Origin of the sequence: Cryobacterium sp. TMT2-18-2 (assembly GCF_004402245.1) — a bacterium.
In the GTDB taxonomy this organism is placed as follows: domain Bacteria; phylum Actinomycetota; class Actinomycetes; order Actinomycetales; family Microbacteriaceae; genus Cryobacterium; species Cryobacterium sandaracinum.
In genome coordinates this window covers 12174-37721 of the sequence record NZ_SOFU01000024.1, presented here as the reverse complement: position 1 = coordinate 37721, position 25548 = coordinate 12174, and the positions used below count along the sequence as shown (strand labels likewise).

Here is a 25548-nt window from a genome sequence, read left to right as displayed (position 1 = left end):
CCGACAATGCGCCGTGCGCACGTGAATCAATCATAAGTGTCTCTGTGCCGAGATAAAACGCGAATGTCCGGCTAGCGCTGCATTGACAGCGGAACCGCAACCATGGCGCGAACGGCGGCTCGTTCGTCGACGACCTGCTCGTAATGCGCCAGCAGCGCGCCGCACACGTTTTCCCAGGATCGACCGAGCACGCTCCGGCGTCCCGCCTCGCCCATCCGCCGCCGCAACGCAGGGTCCAGAACCAGCCGGGCGACGCAGCGGCGCAGGTCGCTCTCGTCGTCCGGAACGAAGAGGAAGCCGTTTTCACCGTGGCTGACCAGGTCGATCGGGCCGCCGGCCCGCGGTGCGACGACCGGCAGCCCGGCGGCGTGCGCCTCCTGCAGGGTCTGGCCGAAGGTCTCCTCGGTGCCCGCGTGCAGGAACAGGTCGAAGCTCGCGTAGGCCCGGGCGAGATCCGCCCCGTCCAGGCGGCCGAGCCAGGTCACCGGCATCCCGGCGAGCTCCCGCTCGAGTGCCGGCCGCGACGGGCCGTCGCCGACGAGGGCGAGACGGATGCCCGGCAGCCCGCGCAGGGCCCGGAACCTCTCCACCTGCTTCTCCGGCGCCAGGCGGCCGACGTAGCCCACAACGACCTCCCCGTTCGGGGCCAGCCGGCTCCGCAGCGCCGACGCCTCCGGGTCGGATCTCCGGTTGGGGTGGTAGCCGACCAGGTCGACGCCGCGGGTCCAGTGCGCCAGCCGCCGCAGGCCGATGCGGCGCAGGTCCGCCATCGACGCGGAGGAGGGAGCCAGGGTGAGATCGGCTCCCTCGTGCACCCACTTGACGAAACGCCAGGCGGACTGCGCGGCCGGGCCGAGCCGGTTGCGGCGGGCGTAACCGGCGACATCCGTCTGGAAAACGGCGACGCTGGGGACGTCCTGCCGGTTCGCGGCCGCGATGCCCTGGGCGCCGAGCAGGAACGGAGACGCCGCGTGCAGCACGTCCGGGGCGAAATCGGCCAGCAGCCGGTGCACCTGCGGGCTGGGCATTCCCACCGGGAACTGCCGGTAGCGTGCCGCGGGAACACCGTGCACGGGGAACCCGGCGTACTCGGCCGGGGCGCCGGCCGGGGCGATGACCATCGCGTCGTGGCCCGTGCGGGAAAGATGTTCGAGCACCTTGCACACGCTCGTGGTGACTCCGCTGACCGTAGGCAGAAAACTTTCGGTGATGAGTGCAACCCTCATGAGGGTGAGCGTAGGCACGCCCTCCGGCGGGCAGGTGAACGCACCGTGAACGGCGTGGGCCGGGCGGTAGTCTGGCCGAATGCTGCCTTCCACGGAACCACTCGATCGTTTCTACAGCGTGATTCCCGCCGGTGGGATCGGATCCCGGCTGTGGCCGCTGTCCCGCGCCGACGCCCCCAAATTCCTGCACGACCTGACCGGCTCCGGCCAGACCCTGCTCCGGGCCACCTGGGATCGCCTCGCACCTCTGTCCGGCGAGCAGCGCATTATGGTGGTCACCGGCCGCGCGCATCGCGCCGCTGTCGAGGAGCAGCTCCCCGAGCTCGCCGACCTGAACGTGGTGCTCGAAAGCGAGCCGCGCGAGTCCACCGCCGCCATCGGCCTGGCCGCGGCGATTCTGGAGAAACGCGAACCGGGCGTCATCATCGGCTCCTTCGCCGCCGACCACGTGATCAAGGGACACCACCTGTTCCGCCAGGCGGTCGCCGAGGCCGTGCGCGCCGCCGACGCCGGCTACATCGCCACCATCGGCATCCAGCCCACGGAGCCGGCCGTCGGCTTCGGCTATATCAAGACCGCCGGCGCGCTGCACATTGCAGGCGCCGCCAGCGCGCTGTCGGTGGACTCCTTCGTGGAGAAGCCCGACCTTGCCACCGCCCAGGACTACCTGGCCAACGGCACTTATTTCTGGAATGCGGGCATGTTCATCGCCCGCGCCGACCGCCTGCTCGAAGAGATCGGGGCGTCCGAGCCCGAACTTCTCGCCGGGCTGCTCGCACTGGCCGAGGCCTGGGATACCCCGCGCCGCGGCGCCGTGGTCGACCGCGTCTGGCCCCGCCTGAAAAAGATCGCGATCGACTACTCGGTCGCCGAACCGGCGGCCGCCCGCGGCAAGCTCGCCGTGATCCCCGGTCAGTTCGACTGGGACGACGTGGGTGACTTCGCATCGATCGCGAAAATCCACGCCAACGGCCGCAAGCGCGATCTCGCCATCCTCGGCGACGGTGCCCGGGTGCTTGCCGACTCCTCGAGCGGGATCGTGGTCAGCCACACCGGGCGCATGATCGCCCTGATCGGCGTCGAGGACATCGTCGTGGTCGACACCCCGGACGCCCTCCTCATCACTACCAGCGCCAACGCGCAGAAGGTCAAGGCCGTCGTCGACGCGCTGAAGCTGTCCGGCAGCAACGACGTGCTCTAAGGGCATAAAACCCCCCGATCGAGGGCATTTTCGGGCCCGATTCGGCCGGGGCGTCCGGCAGGCTTTCCGTGGACCAGTATCGCGTCTTGATAACCTTTCGCCCACGGGCCCGTTTTGCTCCTCTGAGCAGAGAATCATTCGATAGCGTGTAACCCAACACAGCCCCTTGCGAACCCGCGCCGGGCGACCATTGGAGGTCATTTTGACAATCATGAAACGACGGGTCGCATTCAGCGGCCTTGCCACGCTGGGCGTCGTGGCCCTTCTCGCGGCCTGTGCGCCGGCGCCGACCGATGAGGGAACCGCTGGTGGCGGTGCCGAATCCGACTACCTGCCCTGCATCGTCTCCGACTTCGGCGGCTTCGACGACAAGTCCTTCAACCAGTCCAGCTTCGAGGGCATCACCAAGGCCTCCGACGACCTCGGCATCGAATTCCAGCAGGCCGAGTCCAAGTCGGAAGACCAGTACGGCCCGAACGTCTCCAGCATGGTCGACCAGGGTTGCGACTTCGTCCTCACCGTCGGTTTCGCCCTCTCCAACGCCACCCGCGATGCCGCCCAGGCCGCTCCCGACACCAACTTCGCGCTGATCGACTCCGCGCTCTCCAATGACGACTTCAGCCCGCTGACGCTCGACAACGTGAAGCCGGTGCTGTACGACACGGCGCAGGCCGCGTTCCTGGCCGGCTACCTGGCCGCGGGCACCACCAAAACCGGAGTCGTCGGCACCTACGGCGGACTCCAGTTCCCGTCGGTCACCATCTTCATGGACGGCTTTGTCGACGGCGTCGCGTACCACAACGAGAAGAAGGGCACCGACGTCACCGTCAGCGGCTGGGACAAGGCCACCCAGACCGGCCTGTTCGCCGGTGGCTTCGACGACATCAACCAGGGCAAGGCGCTCAGCACCACCCTGATCGATGCCGGCGCTGACATCATCCTCCCGGTTGCCGGACCGCTCTTCCAGGGCACCGCGCAGGCCATTCAGGACTCCGGCAAGGACGTCGCCATCATCGGTGTCGACAGCGACCTGTTCGAGACCACGCCCGAGTTCGCTTCGCTGTACCTCACCTCGGTGCTCAAGCAGATGACGGATGCCACCGAGCAGATCATCCTCGACGACGCTGAGGGTGACTTCTCGTCCACCCCCTACGTCGGCACGCTCGAGAACGAGGGCGTCGACATCGCCCCGCTCCACGACTGGGAGTCCAAGGTCGACCCCGCGGTCATGACCGAGATCGAGGCCATCAAGGCCGACATCATCAGCGGCGCTCTCAAGGTTGAGTCGCCCGCGACCCCGAAGTAGCACCGAAACAGCACTCAGACGCAGTCGGGGAGGCACGCATCATGCGGGCCTCCCCTCCTGCGTTAGTGGGCGGATGTCGCAGGCCGTGATGCCTGCACACCCGAGCGAACCGTGCCACCCCGCCAACATATGAGCAAGAGCGTCAACTTTCGCTCGCCACTGAATAGAATCGACGACATGAAGCTCGAACTTCGAGGCATTACGAAGCGATTCGGTGCCCTGGTCGCGAATGACCACATTGACCTCACCGTCGAGGCCGGAGAAATCCACGCACTGCTCGGCGAAAACGGCGCGGGGAAATCCACCCTGATGAACGTTCTTTACGGCCTGTACCGGGCCGAAGAGGGCGATATCCTCCTCGACGACGTGGTGCAGCACTTCAGCGGCCCCGGCGACGCCATGGCCGCCGGCATCGGCATGGTGCACCAGCACTTCATGCTCATCCCGGTGTTCACCGTCGCCGAGAACGTCATGCTCGGGCATGAGGAGACCAAGGCCGGCGGTCGCCTCGACCTGCCCGCGGCCCGCAAGCACGTGCGCGAGATCTCCCGGCGGTTCGGGTTCGACGTCGACCCGGATGCGCTCGTCGAAGACCTCCCCGTCGGCGTGCAGCAGCGGGTCGAGATCATCAAGGCGCTCTCGCGCGACGCGAAGGTGCTCGTCTTCGACGAGCCCACCGCCGTGCTCACGCCGCAGGAGACCGACGAGCTGATGGTCATCATGCGCCAGCTCAAGGCGAGCGGCACCTCCATCGTGTTCATCACGCACAAGCTGCGCGAGGTGCGCGAGGTCGCCGACCGGATCACCGTCATCCGTCTGGGCAAGGTCGTCGGCGAGGCGTCCCCGACCGCGAGCAACGTCGAGCTGGCCACCCAGATGGTCGGCCGTGCGGTCGACCTCACCGTGGACAAGTCCCCGGCACTGCCCGGTGAGGCGGTTCTGTCGGTGAAGAACCTCACCGTGCTCGACCCGCACGGCCAGATCCTGGTCAACAACGTCAGCTTCGAGGTGCACAAGGGCGAGATCCTGGCCATCGCCGGGGTACAGGGAAACGGCCAGACCGAACTCACCGAGGCGATGATGGGGCTCCAATCGCGGGTCTCCGGGGAGATCACCCTCGACGGCAAGTCGCTGCGCGGGCATTCGGTGCGCCAGGTACTCGACGCCGGAGTCGGATTCGTGCCGGAAGACCGCAACGAAGACGGACTGGTCGGTGAGTTCACCATCGCCGAGAACCTGATGCTCGACCGCTCGAACGCGCTCCCCTTCGTCAAACGGTGGAACGTGCAGCGGGCCGTCCTCGCCGCGTTCGCCGAAAAAAAAGTCACAGAGTTCGACGTGCGCGCCCAGGGCATCGAGACCCCGGTCGGCAAGCTCTCCGGCGGCAACCAGCAGAAGGTCGTGCTCGCCCGCGAGCTCGGCCGCGATCTGCGCCTCTTCGTCGCCGCCCAGCCCACCCGCGGGCTGGACGTCGGCTCGGTGGAGTTCGTCCACGAACGCATCGTGGCCACCCGGGATGCCGGCACGCCCGTGATCGTCATCTCGACAGAGCTCGACGAGGTGGCAGCCCTCGCGGACCGGATCATGGTCATGTACCGCGGTCGCATCGTCGGCATCGTCCCCGGTGACACGCCGCGCGCCGTACTCGGTTTGATGATGGCCGGCGAAACGCCCGCCGGAGAAGGAGCTGCCGCGTGAGCGCGACACAGGGTCCCACGACCACGTCAGGAACGCCGTCAAGCCCGGCCCCCGAACAGCCGTCCCGCTGGAACCAGGCGTTCCGCGAGATCACCACCGGCAACGCGATCATCTCCGTGCTCGCCGTCGTGCTCGCGCTCTTCGTCGGCGGCATCATGATCGCCTTCACCAACGAGGGTGTTCAGGAAGCCGCAGGCTACTTCTTCTCCCGGCCCGGCGACCTGCTGCGGGAAGTCTGGTACTCCGTGTCCGGCGCCTACTCGGCCCTGTTCCAGGGGTCGGTCTACAACTTCCGTCGGCCGAGCTTCGCCGCTGGCATCAAGCCGCTCACCGAGACGCTCACCTTCGCGACCCCGCTGATCATGGCGGGGCTCGGCGTGGCGCTGGGCTTCCGGGTGGGCATGTTCAACATCGGTGGTCGCGGCCAGATGCTGATCGCCGCCGCCCTCGGCGGCTGGGTCGGTTTCGCCGTCGACCTGCCCTACGGCCTGCACATGGTCGCGGCCCTCGTGGCCGGCGTGCTCGGTGGCGCCCTCTGGGGTGGGATCGTGGGTCTGCTCAAGGCCCGCACCGGCGCCCATGAGGTGATCACCACGATCATGCTCAACTACGTCGCGTTCTACCTGGTCAGCTACCTGCTGCGCGAGGGCTTCCTGAAGACCCCCGGATCGAACAACCCGAAGAGCCCGGCGACGAAGGTCACCGCGGTCTTCCCGGACCTTCTCGGCTCGACGTACTCGCTGCACTTCGGCTTCATCCTGGCCATCGCCGCCACGGTTTTCACCTGGTGGCTGCTGTCCCGGTCGAACCTGGGCTTCCAGTTCCGGGCCGTGGGACTGAACCCCCACGCGGCGCGCGTCGCCGGCATCAGCGTCAAGCGCATCTACGTCTACGCGATGCTGTTCTCGGGCGGACTGATCGGCCTGGCCGGCATCAACCAGGTGCTCGGCACCACGACCAGCGGTTTCGGCGCCGGACTCGACTCCGGCATCGGCTTCGATGCGATCACGGTCGCGCTGCTGGGCCGTTCCAAGCCCTGGGGTGTGTTCGCCGCGGGCATCCTGTTCGGCGCGTTCAAGGCCGGCGGTTTCTCGATGCAGGCGGCGGAGGGTGTGCCGATCGACATCGTGCTCGTCGTGCAGTCACTGATCGTGCTTTTCATCGCGGCTCCGCCTCTCGTGCGGGCCATCTTCCGACTGCCGGCCCCGGGCTCCGCGCCCCGCCGGGCACTGCCCAACGTTTCCCAGGAGGTGGCTGCACAGTGAGCACCGTTGCCCCGGCCGTCCAGCCCGTATCATCCACCGCCGACGATCGCCCCGACTTCGAAATCGTGAAGAGTTGGAAGTCGCCCATCGCCCTGGCGATCTTCACCGTCGTCGCCTTCGCGCTCTTCGTGGCCTTCGGCCGCGAGGGGGTCAGCACCATGCGGCTCTCCACCTCGAGCGACCTGATCCAGCTTTCCGATCTCCTGCTGCCCACCCGGCTGACCGGCATCGTCATCAGTGTGCTGCTGCTGTTGATCACGGGCGTGAGCGTGTGGCTGGTGCAGTCCAGGCGTCAGGTGCCGATCTGGCTGATCTCCGTCTACGCGGTGCTCTTCCTGATCGGATTCCTGGTCTGGGCTGCCGCCGGCGAGTCCATCCCGGTGCCCGGGCTGCTGTTCGGCTCGCTCAGTTTGGCCGTACCGCTGATTTTCGGCGCCCTCGGCGGTGTCATCTCCGAACGGGTCGGCGTGGTCAACATCGCCATCGAGGGGCAACTGCTCGCCGGGGCGTTCACCTCGGCCATGGTGGCGTCCCTGACCAACCAGCCCATCCTCGGCCTCGTCGCGGCCATGCTCGCCGGCGTGCTCGTTTCGATGGTGCTCGCCTCGTTCTCGATCAAGTACTTCGTCGACCAGGTCATCGTCGGTGTCGTGCTCAACGTTCTCGTGATCGGCGTCACCGGTTTCCTTTACTCCCAGGTGATGGCGCCCAACGCGGCCCTGCTCAACCAGCCGCCTCGATTCGAGCGGATCAACATCCCGCTGCTCAGCGAGATCCCGATCATCGGGCCGGTCTTGTTCCGGCAGACCCTGATCGTCTACATCATGTACGTGGCCGTCGCCTTGGTGTACTACGGCATCTTCCACACCCGGTGGGGCCTGCGCCTCCGCAGCGTGGGTGAGCACCCCCAGGCGGCAGACACCGTCGGCATCAACGTCGGCCGCACCCGGTTCTGGAATGTGTCGCTCGCCGGCGCGATCGTCGGCCTCGGCGGCGCCTACTTCACCCTCGGTTCGGTGGGCGCATTCGGCAAGGAGATGACCGCCGGAGCCGGCTTCATCGCGCTGGCCGCCGTGATCTTCGGCCGTTGGGATCCGATCCGGGCCACGCTGGCCGCCCTCCTGTTCGGGTTCGCGACCAACTTGCAGAATGTGCTCAGTGTCATCGGCTCGCCGGTGCCGAGCGAGTTCATGCTCATGCTGCCGTACCTGATCACCATCGCCGCCGTTGCCGGGTTCGTCGGAACGTCGCGGGGACCGGCGGCATCCGGCAAGCCCTACATCAAATCGTGACCGGCGTAAGCCATGGCGCCTCGCCAGCGGCCGGCGACATCGACTGGGCCGCGCTGCGGGAGGCCGCGACGACGGCGATGGCCCAGGCCTATGTGCCGTACTCGAAGTTCCCGGTCGGCGCCGCGGCGCAGGTCACCGACGGTCGTGTGATCAGCGGATGCAACGTGGAAAACGCCTCCTACGGGCTCACCCTCTGCGCCGAATGCGCCCTCGTCTCCGTGCTGCACCTGACCGGGGGAGGCCAGCTCGTCGCGTTCACCTGCGTCGACGGCAACGGCCGAACGCTGATGCCCTGCGGCCGCTGCCGTCAGCTGTTGTACGAACATTCCGCGCCCGGCATGCTGCTGGAGACCGTGTCGGGTGTGCGCACCATCGATGAAGTGCTGCCGGACGCCTTCGGGCCGAGGCAGCTCGCCGAATATCAGGAAGAGTAGCTGTGAGCACCAACGAGAACCGTATCGAGGCCTTCGACGCCGTGGACCTGATCCATGCCAAGCGTGATCGGGGCGAGCTCAGCACGCCGCAGATCGACTGGCTGATCGACGCGTACACGCGCGGTTACGTCGGCGACGAGCAGATGGCCGCCATGACCATGGCGATCTTCCTGAACGGCATGAACCGTCGGGAGATCAAGGATCTCACCATGGCGATGCTCAACAGCGGCGAGCGGATGAGCTTCGCCGGACTCGGCAAGCCGACCACCGACAAGCACTCCACCGGCGGCGTCGGCGACAAGATCACCCTGCCGCTGATGCCACTCGTGGCGGTCTTCGGTGCGGCCGTGCCGCAGCTGTCCGGCCGCGGCCTCGGCCACACTGGCGGCACCCTCGACAAGCTCGAATCCATCCCCGGCTGGCGTGCGCACCTCACCAACGAGGAGATGTTCGCGCAGCTGCAGGAATTCGGCGGCGTGATCTGCGCCGCCGGCGGCGGTCTGGCCCCGGCCGACGGCAAGCTCTACGCGCTGCGCGACATCACCGGCACCGTCGAGGCGATCCCGCTGATCGCGTCGTCGATCATGTCGAAGAAGATCGCGGAGGGCACCGGCGCCCTCGTCCTGGACGTGAAGTTCGGGTCGGGTGCGTTCCTGAAAGACATCGAACGGTCCCGGGAGCTCGCCCGCACCATGGTGGCCCTCGGCGAGGACGCCGGCGTGGCGACATCCGCTCTGCTCACCAACATGAACGTGCCGCTCGGGCTCGCGATCGGAAACGCCAACGAGGTTCGTGAATCGGTCGAGGTTCTCGCCGGCGGCGGGCCGGCGGATGTCGTCGAGCTCACCGTGGCCCTGGCCCGGGAGATGCTCGCTCTGGTGGGCATCACCGACGTCGACGTGGAATCCGCCCTCATCGACGGGCGCGCCATGGACAAGTGGCGCGACGTGATCCGTGCCCAGGGCGGCGATCCCGACGCCCCGCTGCCCGTGGCCCGCGAGACCCACGTCGTCACCGCCCTGCGCGACGGTGTTCTCGTCGAGCAGCAGGCGCTGCCATTCGGCATCGGCGCCTGGCGCCTCGGCGCCGGCCGCGCCCGCAAGCAGGATCCGGTGCAGCACGCCGCCGGCATCGATCTGCACGCCAAGCCCGGCGATACCGTGCGCGCCGGTCAGCCCCTGTTCACCCTCAGCGCCGACGAGCCCGAGCGCTTCGTGCGGGCACTGGAGGCTGTGGACGGCGCATATCGCATCGGAGACCCCGGCGAGCCCGTGCAGGACGGCGGCCCGTTGATCGCCGAGCGCATCGGCCGCTGAACCGCCCGGCCGGTCTCGGCCCGTGCATCTGAACGGATGTGCGGGCCGGCTCGGCCCAGCAGTGTGACTCTCAGCACCCAGCCGGTAGATTAGGGGGGTGAACACGAGCCCTGAGGACTACCTGCTGCCCGGTGCCGGCACGAGCATCAACGCACTGCCGAAGATCTCCCTGCATGACCACCTCGACGGCGGCCTGCGCCCGCAGACCATCATCGAGCTGGCCGACGCGGTCGGGCTGGCGCTGCCGGCGACGGATGCCCGATCGCTCGGGTCCTGGTTCAGCACCCAGGCCGACTCCGGCACCCTGGTCGACTACCTGAAGACTTTCGACGTCACCGTCGGCGTGATGCAGACCCGCGAAGGCCTGGTGCGCGTGGCCCGCGAGTTCGTGGAGGACCTCGCCGCCGACGGCGTGATCTACGGGGAGATCCGCTGGGCCCCCGAGCAGCACCTGGCCCGCGGCCTCACCCTCGACCAGAGCGTCGAGGCGGTGCAGGAGGGCATCGAGGCCGGCATCGCGCTGGTCGCGGGCGCCGGGTCCCGCATTCGGATCGGCCAGCTGATCACGGCCATGAGGCATGCCGAGCGCAGCCTGGAGATCGCGGAACTCGCCGTGCGGCATCGTTCCATCGGGGTTGTCGGCTTCGACATCGCCGGGGCCGAACTGGGGTTCCCGGCCCACCACCACCGGGACGCGTTCGACTTCCTCGCGAAGGCCTTCCTGCCCGTCACCGTGCATGCGGGCGAGGCTGACGGGTTGGAGAGCATCCGCGGGGCGCTCTACGACGGCCGGGCATTGCGCCTGGGCCACGGCGTGCGCCTTGCCGAGGACATCGTGATCGGCCGCGAAGACGCGGAGAACACCTACGTCACGCTCGGCCCGGTGGCGCAGTGGGCGCGCGACCGCGAAATCGCCCTCGAGCTCAGCCCGTCGTCCAACCTGCAGACCGGCGCAATCGCCGCGTGGGGCGCGGACCTGCTCGACCACCCCTTCGACCTGCTCTACCAGCTGGGCTTCCGGGTCACGGTCAACACCGACAACCGCCTGATGAGCAGCACCACCCTGACCCAGGAACTCGCGCTGCTCAGCGACGCGTTCGGCTACGACATCGACGACCTCGAGGTCTTCCAGCTCAACGCGGCGCAGGCCGCGTTCCTTCCGCTCGACGAACGCGAAGAGCTGGCGGACGCCATCGTCGCCGGTTTCGAAAGCGCCTGAGCGACTCGCGAAAGCCGACCCCCTACCCCGTGAAAGTTCCCATGCCCCTTCCGCCCCTGCCCCTTGAAGCCATCGCGATCGGCGTCCAGGTCGACGACTGGCGCGGCGCGGTGGCCGCCGCCGGTGACGCCCTCGAGCGCTCCGGCGCCACCGCCCCCGAATACACGAAGCGAATGATCGCCGTCATCGAGGAATTCGGTGCCTACGTGGTCATCGCGCCCGGGCTGGCGCTCGCGCACGCCCGACCCGGACCCGATGTGCACACCGAGGGTCTCAGCATCGTGACCCTGGCCGACCCGGTGGCGTTCGGACATCCGCACAACGACCCGGTCAGCGTGGTGCTCGGGCTCGCCGTCACCAGCTCCGACGAGCACGTGCTGCTCGTGGCCGAGCTGGCCAACGTCTTCAACGACGCGCACGTCATCCCCTCGCTCGCCGCGGCCACGGATGCCGACGCCATCCGTGCCCTGCTCGGCGTGCCGACCGCAACCGAGGAGCCCTCATGAAGATCGTCGCACTCTGCGGGGTGGGAGTGGGAACCTCCGCCATCCTCAAAATCAACGCCGAGCGCGCGCTCAAACGCCTCGATATCGAGGCTTTCGTCACGGCCACCGACATCGCCGGGGTGAGCACGGTCGGGGCGGATGCCCAGGTCATCCTGACCTCGTCGGAGCTGGTCGACGCCATCGGCAAGACCAATGCCGATATCGTCGTGATCGACAACTACTTCGATGTGGACGAGCTCACCGCCAAGCTGGAGACCGCCCTGGGCTGACGCCCTCGCGGCGGTGCGCTGCAGCTGCGCCCTTGCGCGCGTGGCACGCCACCCGCGCAGCGGCGCAACACCCGCGCGCCGTGCGAACGGATGCTGCACCGCGTTTCGCGGGTCTAGGCGATCAGCACGCGCATACCCCGGTCGAGCTCGGCCAGGGTTGCCTCCGCGGCGGCCCGGCGTTCGGCGACCGTGCCGACGGAACTGCTGGTGTCGAGGTAGACCTTGAGCTTGGGCTCGGTGCCGCTCGGGCGCACCATGACGCGGGAGCCGTCGGTCAGCCGGATGCGCAGCACGTCGCTGGGCGGCAGGCCGTTGAAGCCCTCGGAGAGGTCGTCGATGTGGTCGACGGCGATGCTACCGACGAAGGCCGGGGGTGTCTCGCGCAGCCGCGCCATGACCTGCTCGATCTCGGTCAGGTCGGTGACGCGCACCGAGATCTGGCCGGAGGCGAAGTGGCCGAACCGTTCGCTGAAACGGTCGAGGTGCTGGGCGAGGGTGACGCCCTCCGCCTTCAGATTGCTGACCAGGGAGAGCAGCGCCACGGCGGCGGAGATGCCGTCTTTGTCGCGCACGGTTTCGGGGTTCACGAGGTAGCCGAGGGCCTCCTCGAAGCCGAAGATCAGGTCGGGCGCGCGCGACACCCACTTGAAGCCGGTGAGGGTGTCGGTGAACCGCAGCCCGTAAGCCTTCGCCACGGCCTCCAGCGCCGGGGTGGAGACGATGGAGCACGCGAGGGTGCCGGTGGCACCGCCGTCACCGGTGGCGCTTGCGGCCAGTTCCGCGGCTCGCCAGCCGAGGATCGCCCCGACCTCGTTGCCGCTGAGGCGCCGGTACCCGTCGGGGGACCCCTCCTGCGGGATGGCGATCGCAAGGCGGTCGGCGTCGGGGTCGTTGGCGATGATCAGCTCGGCGCCGGTCTCACGGGCCGTTTCATAGGCGAGGTCCATCGCGCCGGGTTCTTCGGGGTTGGGGAAGGAGACCGTGGGGAAGGCGGCATCCGGGGCGATCTGGGCGTCGACGAGCGTGGGCAGGTCGAAGCCGGCGGCTTCAAACACCCGGCGGGTGGTGTCCCAGCCGACGCCGTGCAGGGCCGTGTAAACCGTGTTGACCTGTGCGAGGGGCCGGCGGGCGAGACCTGCCGTCGCGTCGATGTAGGCCTGCACGATCGACTCGGGCGCCGTCTCGTAGGGTGCCCGGGGCAGGTCGGGAACCCGTTCCTCCGCGGCGACGCGCAGGATCTCGGCCGCGATCGCGGCGTCGTCGGGCGAAACGATCTGGGAGCCCTGGTTGGCGCCGCCCAGGTAGACCTTGTAGCCGTTGTCGTTGGGAGGGTTGTGCGAGGCGGTGACCATGATGCCCGCGCCGACGTCGAGGTGGCGCACAGCGAACGCGAGCACGGGGGTCGGTAGCAGGCGGGGGAGCAGGATGGCGCGCACCCCGGCACCGGCCATGATCGCGGCCGAGTCAGTGGCGAAGACCTGCGAGTTCTTACGCCCGTCATAGCCGATGACGACCGAGGGGACCCGGCCCGAGGCGGTGGTCTTCTTCAGGAACGCGGCGAGGCCGGCGGCTGCCTGGCAGACGAGCACGCGGTTCATCCGGTTGGAGCCGGCGGCGATGGCGCCGCGCAGACCCGCCGTGCCGAAGGCGAGGCGCTCGTCGAAGCGGGCGTGCAGCTCCGCGAGTGCGACGGCGTCGCCGTCGCCGGCCCCGCGCAGCAGGAGGCGCAGCTCGGCCTGGGTCTCGGGATCGGGGTCCTGGCTGAGCCAGGCATTGGCCACGGCGATCACGGTCGGCGTGGCAGCAGCGGCCGGAGCGGAGTCGGTGCCGGTATCGCTGCCGCTCACGGCATCCGTGCCGGTGCTGGTGTCTGCGTCGTCGTCGGCGTCGATGGTGTTGATGACCATCGTGTCGGGCAGGACTGTTTCGGTGGTGCCGGTGCCGGTGCCGGCATCGGACGCGGGAGCAGCGTCGGCGTCGGCGGAATGCCGGCCGGTGAGCTGCGGGTCGGTGTTGTCGAGGCTCACAGTGCGGCCACGATCCGGGCGAGGAGCGCGCTGATGACGGGCTCGGCGAGCTTTCCGGCCTCGAGCACCTCCGAGTGGCTGAGCGGGTCCTGCTGGATTCCGGCCGCGAGGTTGGTGATCAGCGACAGACCGAGGATCTCCATGCCCGACTGGCGGGCGGCGATCGCCTCGAGGGCGGTCGACATGCCGACGATGTGGCCACCGATGACCTTGGCCATCTGCACCTCGGCCGGCGTCTCGTAGTGCGGGCCGCGGAACTGGCAGTACACGCCCTCGTCGAGCGACGGGTCGATGGTGCGGGCCAGGTCGCGCAGGCGGCGTGAATAGAGGTCGGTCAGGTCGACGAACGTCGCGCCCTCGAGGGGCGAGTCGGCGGTGAGGTTGATGTGGTCGCTGATCAGCACGGGGGTGCCGGCTTTCCAGGTCTCCCGGATGCCGCCGGCACCGTTGGTGAGGATCATGGTCGTCGCGCCGGTGGCGGCGGCGGTGCGCACGCTGTGCACGACCCGGCGCACACCGTGGCCTTCGTAATAGTGGGTGCGGGCGCCGATGAGGAGGGCGCGCTTGCCGCTGGGCAGCAGCACCGAACGCAGCGTGCCGGCGTGGCCGGCCAGGGCGGGTGCGCTGAAACCGGTGATGTACTGCGCGTCGAGGGTGTGCGTGGTCTCGCCGATGAGATCGGCGGCCTTGCCCCATCCGCTGCCCAGGGTCAGGGCGATGTCGTGGCGGGCTACGCCCGTGGCTTCGGCGATTTCAGAAGCGGCGGTCCGTGCAACATCAAACGGATCGGTCTCTGGCGCGTCAAGCGGATTATTGTCGGTCTTCAGCATCCCCCTACTCTAATTGCCCCCCGATTTCGTACACGGTCCGTTGTCCGAAAGTGGTGGAGATTCTGCATATGAGCAGCCGAAGAGGGGACGGAACGTCAATTTTGGGCAGAATCCCCGTCGAATTGATTCGTCGACGGGGGAGCGGAGCCCCGGGTTTGGCGGCGGGCGCGCCGGGGCAGGAGAATATGAGCATGGCCTACGACTTCGAACGCAAGCAGCGCATCGCTATCCTCGGCGGAGGTCCCGGCGGGTATGAGGCCGCCCTGGCCGGCGCTCAGCAGGGCGCCGAGGTCACCCTGATCGAGCGTGTCGGCATCGGCGGCTCGGCCGTGATCACGGATGTCGTCCCGTCCAAGTCTCTCATCGCGACGGCCGAGGCCACCAACTCGATCCACGACGCGACCGAGCTCGGCGTGCAGCTGTTCGTGCGTGGCGAAAAGGGCAAGCCGGCCCGCCCCGAGGTGGCCATCAACCTCGCCGCGGTCAACAAGCGGCTCCTGGCCCTGGCCCGGCAGCAGTCCGAAGACATGAAGTCCACCCTGATGCGCGCCGGGGTCAACCTGGTGCACGGCCACGGCCGACTGGACGGAACCAGCGGCGTGATCGTGTCCACGGCCGAAGACGGCTCCGGCACGGACTTCGACCGGATCGAGGCCGACACGATCGTCGTCTCCGTCGGGGCAACCCCGCGCATCCTGCCCACCGCGCTCCCCGACGGCGAGCGCATCCTCACCTGGACGCAGCTCTACAACCTGCGGGCCGTACCCGAACACCTCATCGTCGTGGGCTCCGGGGTGACCGGGGCCGAATTCGCCTCCGCCTACTGCGCCCTCGGTGCCAAGGTCACCCTGATTTCCAGCCGGGACCGCGTGCTGCCCGGTGAGGACGCCGACGCCGCGAACGTGGTCGAGAACGTATTCAAGCGCAACGGCATGGTCGTGCTCAGCACGTCCCGCGCCGAGTCCGTCGTGCGCACGGTGGGCGGAGTGCTGGCCACGATGGCCGACGGCCGAACCGTCGAGGGTAGCCACTGCCTGATCGCGGTCGGGTCCGTGCCGAACACGAAGGGCCTCGGCCTCGAGGAAGCCGACGTGCAGCTCACCGACTCCGGTCACATCCGGGTCAACCGGGTCGCGCGCACGTCGATGCCGAACATCTACGCGGCCGGGGACTGCACGACCGAGCTGCCGCTGGCATCCGTCGCCTCGATGATGGGCCGCACGGCCGTGTTCCACGCCATGGGCGACGCGGTCAACCCGATCGAGATTCGAAACGTCGCGGCCAACATCTTCACGCAGCCGGAGATCGCCACGGTCGGCTGGACCCAGAAGCAGATCGAGGACGGCCTCACCCGCGGCAGCATCTATAAGCTCCCGCTCGCTTCGAACCCTCGGGCCAAGATGATGGGCATCAAGGACGGCTTCGTGAAGCTGTTCGCCACCACCACCACCGGCACCGTCATCGGCGGCGTGATCGTGGCCCCCAAGGCCAGCGAACTGATCTTCCCGCTCGCTTTGGCCGTGGAGCACCGGCTCACCGTCGACGAGGTCGCACGAGCGTTCCCGGTCTACCCGTCGCTGACGCATTCGATCACGGATGCCGCCCGCGCCATGCACATCGTGCTCTGACGCCTTCGAGGGACACCACAAACGAAAGAAAACCCAACGCCCTCGTTCAGGGAACGGGGGCGTTGACGTGTCAGCCGGTGACGCGGGTCAGGCGTCCACTGCTTCCACGGCGTCCATGACGGCCATCAGCAGGAAGCCGGAGGCCACGGTCGCGCCGATGATCGCCCCCACGTTGCCGACGATGCCGTCCTTGTGGGCGGTCAGTGGTTGCTCCATCTTCATGGCCTCCAGCACCAGCAGCAGATCGCCCTTGACGACGAGGTCACCCTCGGCCACGGCCAGCTTCACGATGGTCGCCTGCATCGGGGCGTGTACGGCGTCGCCGGTGGCCGAGCTGACGGACGGGGAGCCGCCGCGCCGACGGGGTGCCGGGCCGGCCGTGTTCTCGGAGGCGGCGCCGGGCAGCAGGCGCACCGGCAGACTGACCTCGATCCGTCGCCCCTCCACCTCGACGACGACGTTGTGGCGCTTAGCGGGGCCGGTCAGCACTTCCGGCGAGCCGTTCCACGGCTCGATGTCGTTGACGAACTCGGTCTCGATCCACCGGGTGAAGATCGAGAACGGCGCACCGTTGGCGGGAGCGAACGCGGGGTCGCGCACGATCCGGCGGTGGAACGGCAGCACCGTGGGGAGGCCCGCGACCTCGAACTCGTCCAGGGCCCGGCGGGAACGCTCGAGCGCTTCCTCGCGGGTGGCGCCGGTGACGATGAGCTTGGCGAGAAGAGAGTCGAACGAACCCGAGATGACGTCGCCGGCGGTGACGCCGCTGTCCACGCGCACCCCGGGACCCCCGGAGGGCTTGAAGACGTGCACCGGGCCGGGGGCCGGCATGAAGCCGCGGCCGGCATCCTCGCCGTTGATGCGGAACTCGAAGGAGTGTCCGATCGGCTCCGGGTCGGGGTAGTCGAGACGACCGCCCTCGGCCAGGCGGAACTGCTCGCGCACCAGATCGATTCCGGTCACTTCCTCGGACACGGGATGCTCGACCTGCAGCCGGGTGTTGACCTCCAGGAACGAGACGGTGCCGTCCTGGCCGATCAGGAACTCGCAGGTGCCGGCGCCCACGTAGCCGACCTCGGCGAGGATCGCCTTGGACGCGCGATACATCTCGTTACGCTGCGCGTCGGTCAGGAACGGCGCGGGGGCTTCCTCGACCAGCTTCTGGTGGCGGCGTTGCAGGGAACAGTCGCGGGTGGAGACGACGACGACCGTGCCGGATGCGTCGGCGAGGCACTGGGTCTCGACGTGGCGCGGCTTGTCCAGGTACTTTTCGACGAAGCATTCGCCACGGCCGAACGCGGCAATGGCCTCGCGGGTGGCGGAGTCGAAGAGCTCGGGCACCTCCTCGCGGGTGCGGGCGACCTTGAGGCCGCGGCCGCCGCCGCCGAAGGCCGCCTTGATCGCGACCGGCAGGCCGTGGAGGTCGACGAAATCGAGCACCTCCGCGGCATCCGCCACCGGGTTGAGGGTGCCGGGCGCCATCGGCGCATGCACCTTCTCGGCGACGTGCCGTGCGGAGACCTTGTCGCCGAGCTTCTCAATGGCGTCGGGGGAGGGGCCGATCCAAATCAGGCCGGCCCCGATCACGGCGCGGGCGAAGTCGGCGTTCTCGGCGAGGAACCCGTAGCCGGGGTGCACGGCATCGGCGCCGGACCGTCGGGCGACAGAGAGCAGCTTCTCGATGACGAGGTAGGTGTCGGCGCTCGTGGTTCCGTCGAGACCGTAGGCCTCGTCGGCCAGATGCGAATGCATCGAGTCGCGATCCTGGTCAGCGTAGACGGCAACCGAGGCAATGCCGCTGTCTTTTGCGGCTCGGATCACCCGGACGGCGATTTCGCCCCGGTTTGCGATGAGGACCTTCGTTATTGGGGGCACAGTGCCTTAGCTTATGGGGCAGAGCGACCGGGTTTTTGGTTCTCTCCCACAAAAAGAGGCCGGAGAAAGGTGCGGATGCCTACAAACAGCCTCGAAAACCGGCAATCTGTCAGTCGTCGGTGCGGTTCCACAGGCTCGGCCACGCGTGTCCGAGACCGGTCACCAGCCGGCGTAGCGTCGGCAGCGAGAGCCCGACGACGGTGGACGGATCCCCGCTGATGTGGGTGATGAACGGCGCCCCGAGGCTGTCGATGGTGAAGGCCCCGGCCACGAGCAGAGGCTCGCCGGTGGCAATATAGGCGTCCAGCTCCGCATCCCCGATGTCGTCGGCGAAGGTGACGTCCGCGACGGCGACGGCGCCGACACCGCGCCCGGCCACGCCGGCCGAGTGGTCGATCAGCCAATGGCCCGAATACAGCTGCCCGGTACGGCCGCGCTGCAGGTGCCAGCGTTCGCGCGCCTTCGCGGCGGTGTGCGGCTTGCCGTAGATGACGTCGTCGATCACGAAGACCGAGTCGCCGCCGAGCACGAGGCCGTCGGTGATGTCGCCGCTGTCGGTCAACATGCGGGACACGGCCTCCGCCTTGGCCCGCGCCAGCAACTCCACGACCCGGTGGGGAGTCAGTGGTCCACCGCCCAACCGGGCCGCGTCGGCGGCGACCAGGTCCTCGTCGACGTCGGGCGCGACCGTGACGGGTTCGATCCCCGCGGTGCGCAGCAGCATCAGCCGGGCCGGAGACGTGGACGCCAGGTACAAGCGCATGGGTTTCCTTCGATGGGGGTGCAAGCGGTGTGGGATCATCGAAGGATGGGCACCAGCAATGACATTCAGGCAGATTCGAACGGGCACTCCGCAGAAGTGGGCGCGGAACTCGAACTCGACGTCACCAACGTAGCCCACGGCGGCATCTTCATCGCGAGAAATGAGGGCCGCGTGGTCTTCGTGAGTGACACACTGCCGGGGGAGCGCGTGCGCGCCCGGCTGACCTCGGCCAGCCACAAAAGCTTCTGGCGGGCGGAGACCGTCGAAGTGCTCACCCCGGCACCGGAGCGTCAGCCGCACATCTGGGCCGCCGCCGCCCTCGACCGGGACCCCGTCGACCGCGCCGGCGGCGCCGAGTTCGGCCACATCGAGCTCGGTTTCCAGCGCGAGCTGAAGCGCCAGGTTTTGGCCGACGCCTTGAAACGGATGGCCGGCATCGAGTCCGAGGTCACGGTCGAGCCGGTCCCGGTCGGCCCCAACGCCTCGCCCGGCGACGCCGCCGACGGCACCGGCTGGCGCACCCGCGTGCGCCTGCACGTGGACGAGGACGGCTCTGTCGGCCCCTATGCCGCCCGCTCGCACCGGGTGATCCCGGTCGGTGACCTGCCGCTGGCCGACCGCCTGCTCGAGGCGGCCGCGCCGCTGGACAAAATGTTCCCCGGCGCCGCATCCGTCGACATCGTCGCCCCGAGCCTGGGCACCGTGCAGATCCTGGTGGCGGAGCAGGACGACAAAGGCCGACGCCGGCACACCCCGAAAACGTTGATCCGCGAGGTAGTGGGCGAGCGTGAGTTCCGCCTCGACGCCGCTGGGTTCTGGCAGGTGCACACCAGCGCCGCCGAAACCCTCTACCGCGCGGTGCAGGACACCATCGACGCGGACGCCTTCGACCCCCGGGCCGCGAACCTGGACCTCTACGGCGGGGTCGGCCTGCTCGCCGCCGCCGTGGGAGACCGGTTCGGCAGCACGGTGCGCATGACCAGCGTCGAGAGTGACCCGCAGGCCACGGACTTCGCGGCCGAGAACCTCGCCGAATGGGTGGGGGCCAGCGTGCAGACCTCCCGCGTCGACCGGTTCCTGAACGCGCTCGTGCGCGATTCGAGCGCCGCCGAGAAGGCTCGCCAGTCGGCCGCCACGGTGATTCTCGACCCGCCACGCTCCGGTGCCGGCAAGGAGGTCATCGACCTGCTCGGCGCCGTGGAACCGGCCCAGATCGTCTACGTGGCCTGTGACCCCGTCGCCCTGGCCCGCGACATCGCCCTCCTCGCCGGACACGGGTACACCCTGCGCCGGCTGCGTGCCTTCGACCTGTTCCCCAATACCCACCATGTCGAAGCCGTCGCGCTCCTGTCCCGGTAGCTATCGTTGACCTGTACGACAACGTGAGGACGTAGGAACCGTGAACCAGCCAGCAACACCTCTCCCCTCGGCCCCGGGAATTCCCGGCGCCCTCGAACTCGGCCATCCCGTGCGGGTGGGCATCGCCGACGATCACGAGTCGGTGCGCCTGGGCATCAAGGCGGCCTGTGAGAACGTCGGCTACGAGGTCGTCTTCACCGCGCCCACCGTGCAGGAACTCGTGGACGGCATCGACGGCCGCGCCGTGGACGTCATCGTGTTGGATCTGTCGCTGGGCGATGGATCCCGCGTCACCGACAATGTGCACCGTGCCCAGAGCACGGGCGCGTCGGTCCTCGTGCACAGCATCGCCGATCGGGTCGCCCTGGTGCGCGAGGCGCTTGCCGCGGGCGCGGCCGGCGTCATCCCCAAATCGTCCCCCACCACCACGGTCATGGCGGCCGTCGCATCCGTGGCCCGCGGTGACGTTCTCAACAACCTCGAGTGGGCCACGGCCATCGACGCCGACCGCGACTTCGCCAAGGCCCAGCTCGGGCGGCGCGAACGTGACGTGCTGCACCTCTATGCGTCGGGGCTCCCGCTGAAAATGGTGGCGATGCAGCTTGGCATCGCTCACTCGACCGCCCGTGAGTACCTCGACCGGATCCGGGTGAAATACGTGGAGGTCGGCCGTCCGGCACCCACCAAAGTGGACCTGCTCCGGCGCGCCGTCGAAGACGGAATCCTTCCGGGCCTCGACCCGGATGGCGGAGATGCCCGCGGGTAAGCCAGCGGGCTCCGGCCCTCTGGGCTCCACCGCGGCGCACTCGGACGCCGAGCTGCTCGATTCCGACCCGATCGTGGGGCCCAAACAGCCGCGCAACCCGATCAGCCGCACCCGGATCGAAGTCGTGGCCTCGCGTTCCGTCGCCGGCGTCGGCGTGGTCTTCGCCCTCCAGGCGATGCCGATCATGCTCGCGCAGGCCCCGGTGCGGGTGCCGGTGATGGGTCTGCTCGCGCCGCTGCTGCTCGGTCTGTCGCTGGCGGCGGTCGTGGTGGCCGCCGTGACCAAGGTCGGGGTGCGGGCATCCGCCGGAACCGTGGCGATGCTCTATCTGGCGGCGCTGCTGGCCTGGCCCATGCTGATGCGTGACCCCGCGGCCGTGCTCGACGGCAAACCGTGGCTCTGGTACATATGCACCATCGCAACGGCCTGCGCCGCTCTGGCCTTCCCGGTGTTCTCGGCCGTCATCTACACGGTGGTCGTGCCGATCGTCTACGGCGTGGTGCGGTCGACACCGTCCGGCGGTAACGCCGATGTTCTACTGTCGTCCCTGGACACGGTCTACGCGATAATCCTCGGCCAGGTCATCCTGATCATCATCTTCATGCTGCGGCAGACGGCCCTCGCGGTCGACAACGCGCAGACCAACGCGCTGCACCAGTATGGGAACGCCGTGAGGCAGCACGCGACGGAGGTCGAGCGCGTGCAGGTCGACTCGATCGTGCACGACAGCGTGCTGGCCACGTTCCTCGCCGCGGCCGCGGCCGGCAGCCCGAAGGCGGCCGAGCTGGCCGCCGGCATGGCCTCTGATGCCCTCACCCGGCTCAACGACGCCGCCATCGTGCCTGCCGGTGACGACAGTACGGTTGCCTTCAGCGAGCTCAGCGCGCAGATCCGGGCCGCCGCCGACCGGCTGCCGGTGCCGTTCACCGTCGACGAGTGCGAGATCGACGGGTTGCGCCTCCCGGTCCACGCGAGCGAGGCGATCCTCGCCGCGAGCGTGCAAGCCATGGTGAACAGCGCCCAGCATGCCGGCACGCCGAGCTTCGAGCCCGACCGTGCCCTCACGATGAGCGGGAACGCTCGCGGGGGCTGCACGATCACGATCGCCGACACCGGCGTGGGCTTCGACCCCCAGCTTGTGCCGGCGGAACGGCTCGGACTGCGCATCTCGATCCAGGACCGGGTGGCCAGCGCCGGCGGATCCGTGCGCGTACGCGCCGGGATGGGCCGCGGAACGACGATCACCATCGAATGGCCGCCGGCCCCGGAAGGAGGTCCCGAGTGATCACCGTTCCGCGCGGACTCGTGCTCTCCCTGGCCGCAATGTTCTCCGCCTACCACGTCGTGCTCGGCTTCTACTCGCTGGGCCAGCCGCGCAGCCCGGTGCCGACGATCCTGGCGCTGCTCGTCTACGGTGTGGCGACCGTGCTCAGCCTCTGGCCGACCAGCCCGATGCGGATGCCGGTGTGGCTGGCGTTCTTCAACGTCGCTGTCTGTGCGATGCTGCCGCTGCTCGTGGGGAGCCAGCTCGACGGCTCCGTCGACAACGGCTACGCCACCTGGTATGTCGCGGCCGTGGGCACCCTGATGACCATTACCGCCACCCGCCGGCGCTCGGGCCTGGCCTGGGTCGGCGCCGCGGCGCTGGTCGTGCACACGATTTTCTGGGCCGGCCCGGCGGCCCTGGGCTCCATGGGCGTCATCGGCAGTGTGGTCTGGGTCGCGGTCGCGGTCATCCTGGTGCGGGCGCTGGCCAAGGCGGGTCGCGACGCCCGGCAGTACGCCCTGGCCGAGCAGGAGGCCACCGAGTGGCAGGCCGCCCAGGACGCGCACCTCTACGAGCGCCAGGTGCGGCTCGCCCAGACCATCCGGCTCGCGGCACCGATGCTGCGCCGGATCATCGACCAGGGCGGGATGCTGAACGACGAGCAGCGTCAGGAGTCCCGCTACCTGGAGGCGGCAGTGCGGGACGAGATCCGCGGACGGAAGCTGCTCAATGACGCCGTGCGTGACGCGGTCATGGCCGCCCGTCGCCGCGGCGCCATCGTCACCCTGCTCGACGAGGGCAGTATCGACGACATCCGCGGCGCGGAGCTGGAATCGGTGCTCAACACTCTGGCGGCCGCGATCGACTCCACCCTGGCGGACACGATCATCGCCCGGACCGCCGGCGACGGGTCCGCGACCGCGGTCACCGTGGTGGGTCTCAGCAGCGCAGACGCGAAGCTGAGCGCCCTCGGCCAGGAGTCACCGGAGCCTGAGGTGCACCTGTGGCTGGAGATCCCGCGCGACCCGGTCCTGACGTCCTCCAGCCCGGGCTAGCTGGTCGGCACGCGAGGTTACACCCGGGCAACGCCATGGCCACGCCGGGGTCACGCCGGCAAATGCGAAAGGGACCAACCGTGGTTGATCCCTTTCGACTTTCGTGCCAGGGCGACAACCCGAATGTCACCCTGACGCGCCCCCAAAACCCGACTGCTTACCCTAGTCGACGGGCTTTAGTTGTGAACTCTAGAGAGCATCACCGAGCAATAACAACACTGGTCTAACCGGTTCGGTAAAAAAAGTCGGCATTTAGGGGGACCGGGAGCCCCCGACGGTTGGGAACCGAAGGTTCAGGCCGAGAATCCGCGCCAGCGGCCTGCGCCGGGGGTCAGAGCCACCCGGACACTGCGCTGGCTGCGTTGCCAGGCGCTCTGGCCGCGCACGGGTGCTTGGCGCAGGTTGTCGCTCTCCTCGCGCACGAGGCCGTGCAGAACGGCCGACACGGCGGCCGCCTCTGTGGGGGAGACGCCGCGGGTCAGGAAACGCAGCCCGGGCACCGGGGGAACCTCGGTCTCCTCGGTCTCCTCGGTCTCCTCGGTCTCCTCGGTCTCCTCGGTTGAGCTCGAAGAGCTCGGGGAGCTCGGGTCATTCGCAACATTCGATGAATCGGTCATAGCACCCGCCTACAGCGGAATGTTTCCGTGCTTCTTGGGCGGCAGACTCGCTCGCTTGGTGCGCAGGGCGCGCAGGGCCTTGGTCACCGCGACGCGGGTCGTGGCCGGCTCGATGATGCCGTCCAGTTCGCCGCGCTCGGCCGCCAGGAAGGGACTCGCCACGTTGTAGGTGTACTCGTTGGCCAGCCGGGTGCGCACGGCGGCAACATCCTCCTCGGCTGCTTCGGCCTTCTTGATCTCGGCACGGTACAGGATGTTCACGGCGCCTTGGCCGCCCATCACGGCGATCTCCGCGGTCGGCCAGGCCAGGTTGATGTCCGCGCCGAGCTGCTTGGAGCCCATCACGATGTACGCGCCGCCGTAGGCCTTGCGCAGGATGACGGTGACCAGAGGCACGGTCGCCTCCGCGTAGGCGTAGAGCAGCTTGGCGCCGCGGCGGATGATTCCGGTCCACTCCTGGTCGGTGCCGGGAAGGAAGCCCGGCACGTCGACCAGGGTGAGGATCGGAATCGAGAACGCGTCGCAGAAACGCACGAACCGGGCGGCCTTCTCGCCGGCCGGAATGTTGAGCGTGCCGGCCATGGCGTTGGGCTGGTTGGCGACGATGCCGATCGAGCGTCCCTCGACGCGGGCGAAGCCGACGACGATGTTCGGGGCGAACAACGGCTGCGTCTCGAGGAAGTCGCCGTGGTCGACGATGTGCTCGATCACGGTCTTCACGTCGTAAGGCTGGTGCGCGGAATCGGGGATGATCGTGTTCAGGCCCCGGTCGCCATCCGTCGTCTCGAGCTCGATGTCGCTGTCGAAGACGGGCAGGTCGGCCAGGTTGTTGTCCGGCAGGAAGCTGAGCAGGGTGCGGGCGTAGTCGAGGGCGTCGGGCTCGTCGCTGGCCAGGTAGTGCGCCACACCGGAGATCGTGTTGTGCGTGAGCGCGCCGCCGAGCTCTTCCATGCCGACGTCTTCACCGGTGACGGTCTTGATCACGTCGGGACCGGTGACGAACATCTGGCTGGTCTTGTCGACCATGATCACGAAGTCGGTCAGGGCAGGGGAGTAGACGGCGCCGCCGGCGGCGGGGCCGCAGATGATCGAGATCTGCGGGATGACGCCGGACGCGGCCGTGTTCCGGCGAAAGATCTCGCCGTACTTGCCGAGGGCGACGACGCCCTCCTGGATGCGCGCTCCGCCGGAGTCGAGGATGCCGATGATGGGCACACCGGTCTTGAGGGCGAGATCCATCACCTTGATGATCTTCTCGCCGGCAACCTCGCCGAGCGAGCCGCCGAAGATGGTGAAGTCCTGCGAGTAGACGCAGACCTGGCGGCCGTGGATGGTGCCGGTGCCCGTGACGACCGCGTCGCCGTAGGGCCGCTTCTTCTCCATGCCGAATGCGTGCGTGCGGTGTCGCACGAACTCGTCGATCTCGACGAAGGAGCCCTGGTCGAGCAGCAGGTCGATGCGTTCCCGCGCGGTCATCTTGCCTTTGGCGTGCTGTTTCTCGATCGCGGCCTCGCCGCTGGCGGTCACGGCTTCGTGATAGCGCAGCTTGAGGTCGGCGAGCTTTCCAGCCGTCGTGTACAGGTCGGGGCCCGCAAGGGGCGAGTTCTCAGTCACGCGGTTCACTCTACC

The 25548-nt window shown here is 68.6% G+C and carries 22 protein-coding genes; 15 read left to right on the top strand and 7 right to left on the bottom strand.

Annotated elements, in window-relative coordinates; all coding sequences use genetic code 11:
- Positions 1–71 precede the first annotated feature (71 nt).
- Entirely contained in the window at positions 72–1226 is a 1155-nt protein-coding gene (locus E3O22_RS08170) for a glycosyltransferase family 1 protein (protein ID WP_134395265.1), read from the bottom strand.
- Between the two features lie 79 nt (positions 1227–1305).
- Here E3O22_RS08170 and E3O22_RS08165 point away from each other — a divergent pair, with 79 nt between their 5' ends.
- The 10 genes from E3O22_RS08165 to E3O22_RS08120 all read left to right on the top strand — a co-directional run bounded on the left by E3O22_RS08165 (position 1306) and on the right by E3O22_RS08120 (position 11732).
- Complete coding sequence (locus E3O22_RS08165; RefSeq protein ID WP_134395264.1) at positions 1306–2427, top strand: mannose-1-phosphate guanylyltransferase; 1122 nt, start codon at positions 1306–1308, stop codon at positions 2425–2427.
- Positions 2428–2638: 211 nt separating this feature from the next.
- Complete coding sequence (locus E3O22_RS08160; RefSeq protein ID WP_134395290.1) at positions 2639–3733, top strand: BMP family protein; 1095 nt, start codon at positions 2639–2641, stop codon at positions 3731–3733.
- A gap of 177 nt (positions 3734–3910) precedes the next feature.
- Positions 3911–5431 (top strand): ABC transporter ATP-binding protein, encoded by a 1521-nt coding sequence (locus tag E3O22_RS08155; RefSeq protein WP_134395263.1) that lies wholly within the window; start codon positions 3911–3913, stop codon positions 5429–5431.
- Positions 5428–6696 (top strand): ABC transporter permease, encoded by a 1269-nt coding sequence (locus E3O22_RS08150; protein WP_166784597.1) that lies wholly within the window; start codon positions 5428–5430, stop codon positions 6694–6696. The genes E3O22_RS08155 and E3O22_RS08150 overlap by 4 nt, the downstream gene beginning before the upstream one ends.
- On the top strand, positions 6693–7988 hold the full coding sequence (locus E3O22_RS08145; RefSeq protein ID WP_370448418.1) for an ABC transporter permease: 1296 nt from the start codon (positions 6693–6695) through the stop codon (positions 7986–7988). Before E3O22_RS08150 ends, E3O22_RS08145 begins: the two co-directional genes overlap by 4 nt.
- Positions 7985–8422, top strand: a complete 438-nt coding sequence (locus E3O22_RS08140) for a cytidine deaminase (protein WP_255570047.1) — start codon at positions 7985–7987, stop codon at positions 8420–8422. Before E3O22_RS08145 ends, E3O22_RS08140 begins: the two co-directional genes overlap by 4 nt.
- A gap of 2 nt (positions 8423–8424) precedes the next feature.
- A complete protein-coding gene (locus tag E3O22_RS08135; protein ID WP_134395262.1) occupies positions 8425–9738 on the top strand; it encodes a thymidine phosphorylase in 1314 nt (437 codons plus the stop codon).
- 97 nt (positions 9739–9835) lie between these two features.
- A complete protein-coding gene (locus E3O22_RS08130) occupies positions 9836–10957 on the top strand; it encodes an adenosine deaminase (protein WP_134395261.1) in 1122 nt (373 codons plus the stop codon).
- Positions 10958–10998: 41 nt separating this feature from the next.
- Positions 10999–11463, top strand: a complete 465-nt coding sequence (locus E3O22_RS08125; protein WP_134395260.1) for a PTS sugar transporter subunit IIA — start codon at positions 10999–11001, stop codon at positions 11461–11463.
- Positions 11460–11732, top strand: coding sequence for a PTS sugar transporter subunit IIB (locus tag E3O22_RS08120; RefSeq protein ID WP_104100338.1), 273 nt, complete (start codon positions 11460–11462; stop codon positions 11730–11732). Before E3O22_RS08125 ends, E3O22_RS08120 begins: the two co-directional genes overlap by 4 nt.
- Positions 11733–11845: 113 nt before the next feature.
- On the opposite strand, the gene E3O22_RS08115 is transcribed toward E3O22_RS08120, so the two are convergent.
- Positions 11846–13639, bottom strand: coding sequence for a phospho-sugar mutase (locus tag E3O22_RS08115; RefSeq protein ID WP_134395287.1), 1794 nt, complete (start codon positions 13637–13639; stop codon positions 11846–11848).
- A 116-nt stretch (positions 13640–13755) separates the two neighbouring features.
- Entirely contained in the window at positions 13756–14589 is an 834-nt protein-coding gene (locus E3O22_RS08110) for a purine-nucleoside phosphorylase (protein ID WP_134395259.1), read from the bottom strand.
- 191 nt (positions 14590–14780) lie between these two features.
- Here E3O22_RS08110 and E3O22_RS08105 point away from each other — a divergent pair, with 191 nt between their 5' ends.
- Complete coding sequence (locus E3O22_RS08105) at positions 14781–16217, top strand: NAD(P)H-quinone dehydrogenase (protein WP_134395258.1); 1437 nt, start codon at positions 14781–14783, stop codon at positions 16215–16217.
- An 87-nt stretch (positions 16218–16304) separates the two neighbouring features.
- Here E3O22_RS08105 and E3O22_RS08100 read toward each other — a convergent pair whose 3' ends face one another.
- Positions 16305–18092 (bottom strand): biotin carboxylase N-terminal domain-containing protein, encoded by a 1788-nt coding sequence (locus E3O22_RS08100; RefSeq protein ID WP_134395257.1) that lies wholly within the window; start codon positions 18090–18092, stop codon positions 16305–16307.
- A gap of 109 nt (positions 18093–18201) precedes the next feature.
- Entirely contained in the window at positions 18202–18855 is a 654-nt protein-coding gene (locus tag E3O22_RS08095; RefSeq protein ID WP_134395256.1) for a nucleoside triphosphate pyrophosphatase, read from the bottom strand.
- Positions 18856–18900: 45 nt separating this feature from the next.
- Here E3O22_RS08095 and E3O22_RS08090 point away from each other — a divergent pair, with 45 nt between their 5' ends.
- From E3O22_RS08090 to E3O22_RS08075, 4 genes are all read left to right on the top strand, one after another.
- A complete protein-coding gene (locus E3O22_RS08090) occupies positions 18901–20214 on the top strand; it encodes a class I SAM-dependent RNA methyltransferase (RefSeq protein WP_134395255.1) in 1314 nt (437 codons plus the stop codon).
- A 79-nt stretch (positions 20215–20293) separates the two neighbouring features.
- A complete protein-coding gene (locus tag E3O22_RS08085; protein ID WP_104171437.1) occupies positions 20294–20980 on the top strand; it encodes a response regulator transcription factor in 687 nt (228 codons plus the stop codon).
- The gene (locus E3O22_RS08080) at positions 20967–22265 is read left to right on the top strand and encodes a sensor histidine kinase (protein ID WP_134395254.1); all 1299 of its coding nucleotides are present in this window, start codon (positions 20967–20969) and stop codon (positions 22263–22265) included. Before E3O22_RS08085 ends, E3O22_RS08080 begins: the two co-directional genes overlap by 14 nt.
- Positions 22262–23302 carry a hypothetical protein gene (locus E3O22_RS08075; RefSeq protein ID WP_134395253.1) on the top strand — a complete coding sequence of 347 codons (1041 nt, stop codon included), beginning with the start codon at positions 22262–22264 and terminating at the stop codon, positions 23300–23302. Before E3O22_RS08080 ends, E3O22_RS08075 begins: the two co-directional genes overlap by 4 nt.
- 293 nt (positions 23303–23595) lie before the next feature.
- Here the strand turns inward: E3O22_RS08075 and E3O22_RS16310 are convergent, their stop codons facing one another.
- Both E3O22_RS16310 and E3O22_RS08065 read right to left on the bottom strand, forming a co-directional pair.
- Positions 23596–23919 (bottom strand): hypothetical protein, encoded by a 324-nt coding sequence (locus E3O22_RS16310; protein WP_241976567.1) that lies wholly within the window; start codon positions 23917–23919, stop codon positions 23596–23598.
- Positions 23920–23928: 9 nt separating this feature from the next.
- Positions 23929–25542: an acyl-CoA carboxylase subunit beta gene (locus tag E3O22_RS08065; protein WP_370247467.1), complete on the bottom strand. Its 1614-nt coding sequence runs from the start codon at positions 25540–25542 to the stop codon at positions 23929–23931.
- Between the last annotated feature and the right edge of the window lie 6 nt (positions 25543–25548).

Coding starts and splice junctions, on each gene's coding strand:
- E3O22_RS08170 (WP_134395265.1), bottom strand. CDS start 1,226: ATGAGGGTTGCACTCATCACCGAAAGTTTTCTGCCTACGGTCAGCGGA.
- E3O22_RS08165 (WP_134395264.1), top strand. CDS start 1,306: ATGCTGCCTTCCACGGAACCACTCGATCGTTTCTACAGCGTGATTCCC.
- E3O22_RS08160 (WP_134395290.1), top strand. CDS start 2,639: ATGAAACGACGGGTCGCATTCAGCGGCCTTGCCACGCTGGGCGTCGTG.
- E3O22_RS08155 (WP_134395263.1), top strand. CDS start 3,911: ATGAAGCTCGAACTTCGAGGCATTACGAAGCGATTCGGTGCCCTGGTC.
- E3O22_RS08125 (WP_134395260.1), top strand. CDS start 10,999: ATGCCCCTTCCGCCCCTGCCCCTTGAAGCCATCGCGATCGGCGTCCAG.
- E3O22_RS08120 (WP_104100338.1), top strand. CDS start 11,460: ATGAAGATCGTCGCACTCTGCGGGGTGGGAGTGGGAACCTCCGCCATC.
- E3O22_RS08115 (WP_134395287.1), bottom strand. CDS start 13,639: ATGGTCATCAACACCATCGACGCCGACGACGACGCAGACACCAGCACC.
- E3O22_RS08110 (WP_134395259.1), bottom strand. CDS start 14,589: ATGCTGAAGACCGACAATAATCCGCTTGACGCGCCAGAGACCGATCCG.
- E3O22_RS08105 (WP_134395258.1), top strand. CDS start 14,781: ATGGCCTACGACTTCGAACGCAAGCAGCGCATCGCTATCCTCGGCGGA.
- E3O22_RS08095 (WP_134395256.1), bottom strand. CDS start 18,855: ATGCGCTTGTACCTGGCGTCCACGTCTCCGGCCCGGCTGATGCTGCTG.
- E3O22_RS08090 (WP_134395255.1), top strand. CDS start 18,901: ATGGGCACCAGCAATGACATTCAGGCAGATTCGAACGGGCACTCCGCA.
- E3O22_RS08080 (WP_134395254.1), top strand. CDS start 20,967: ATGCCCGCGGGTAAGCCAGCGGGCTCCGGCCCTCTGGGCTCCACCGCG.
- E3O22_RS16310 (WP_241976567.1), bottom strand. CDS start 23,919: ATGACCGATTCATCGAATGTTGCGAATGACCCGAGCTCCCCGAGCTCT.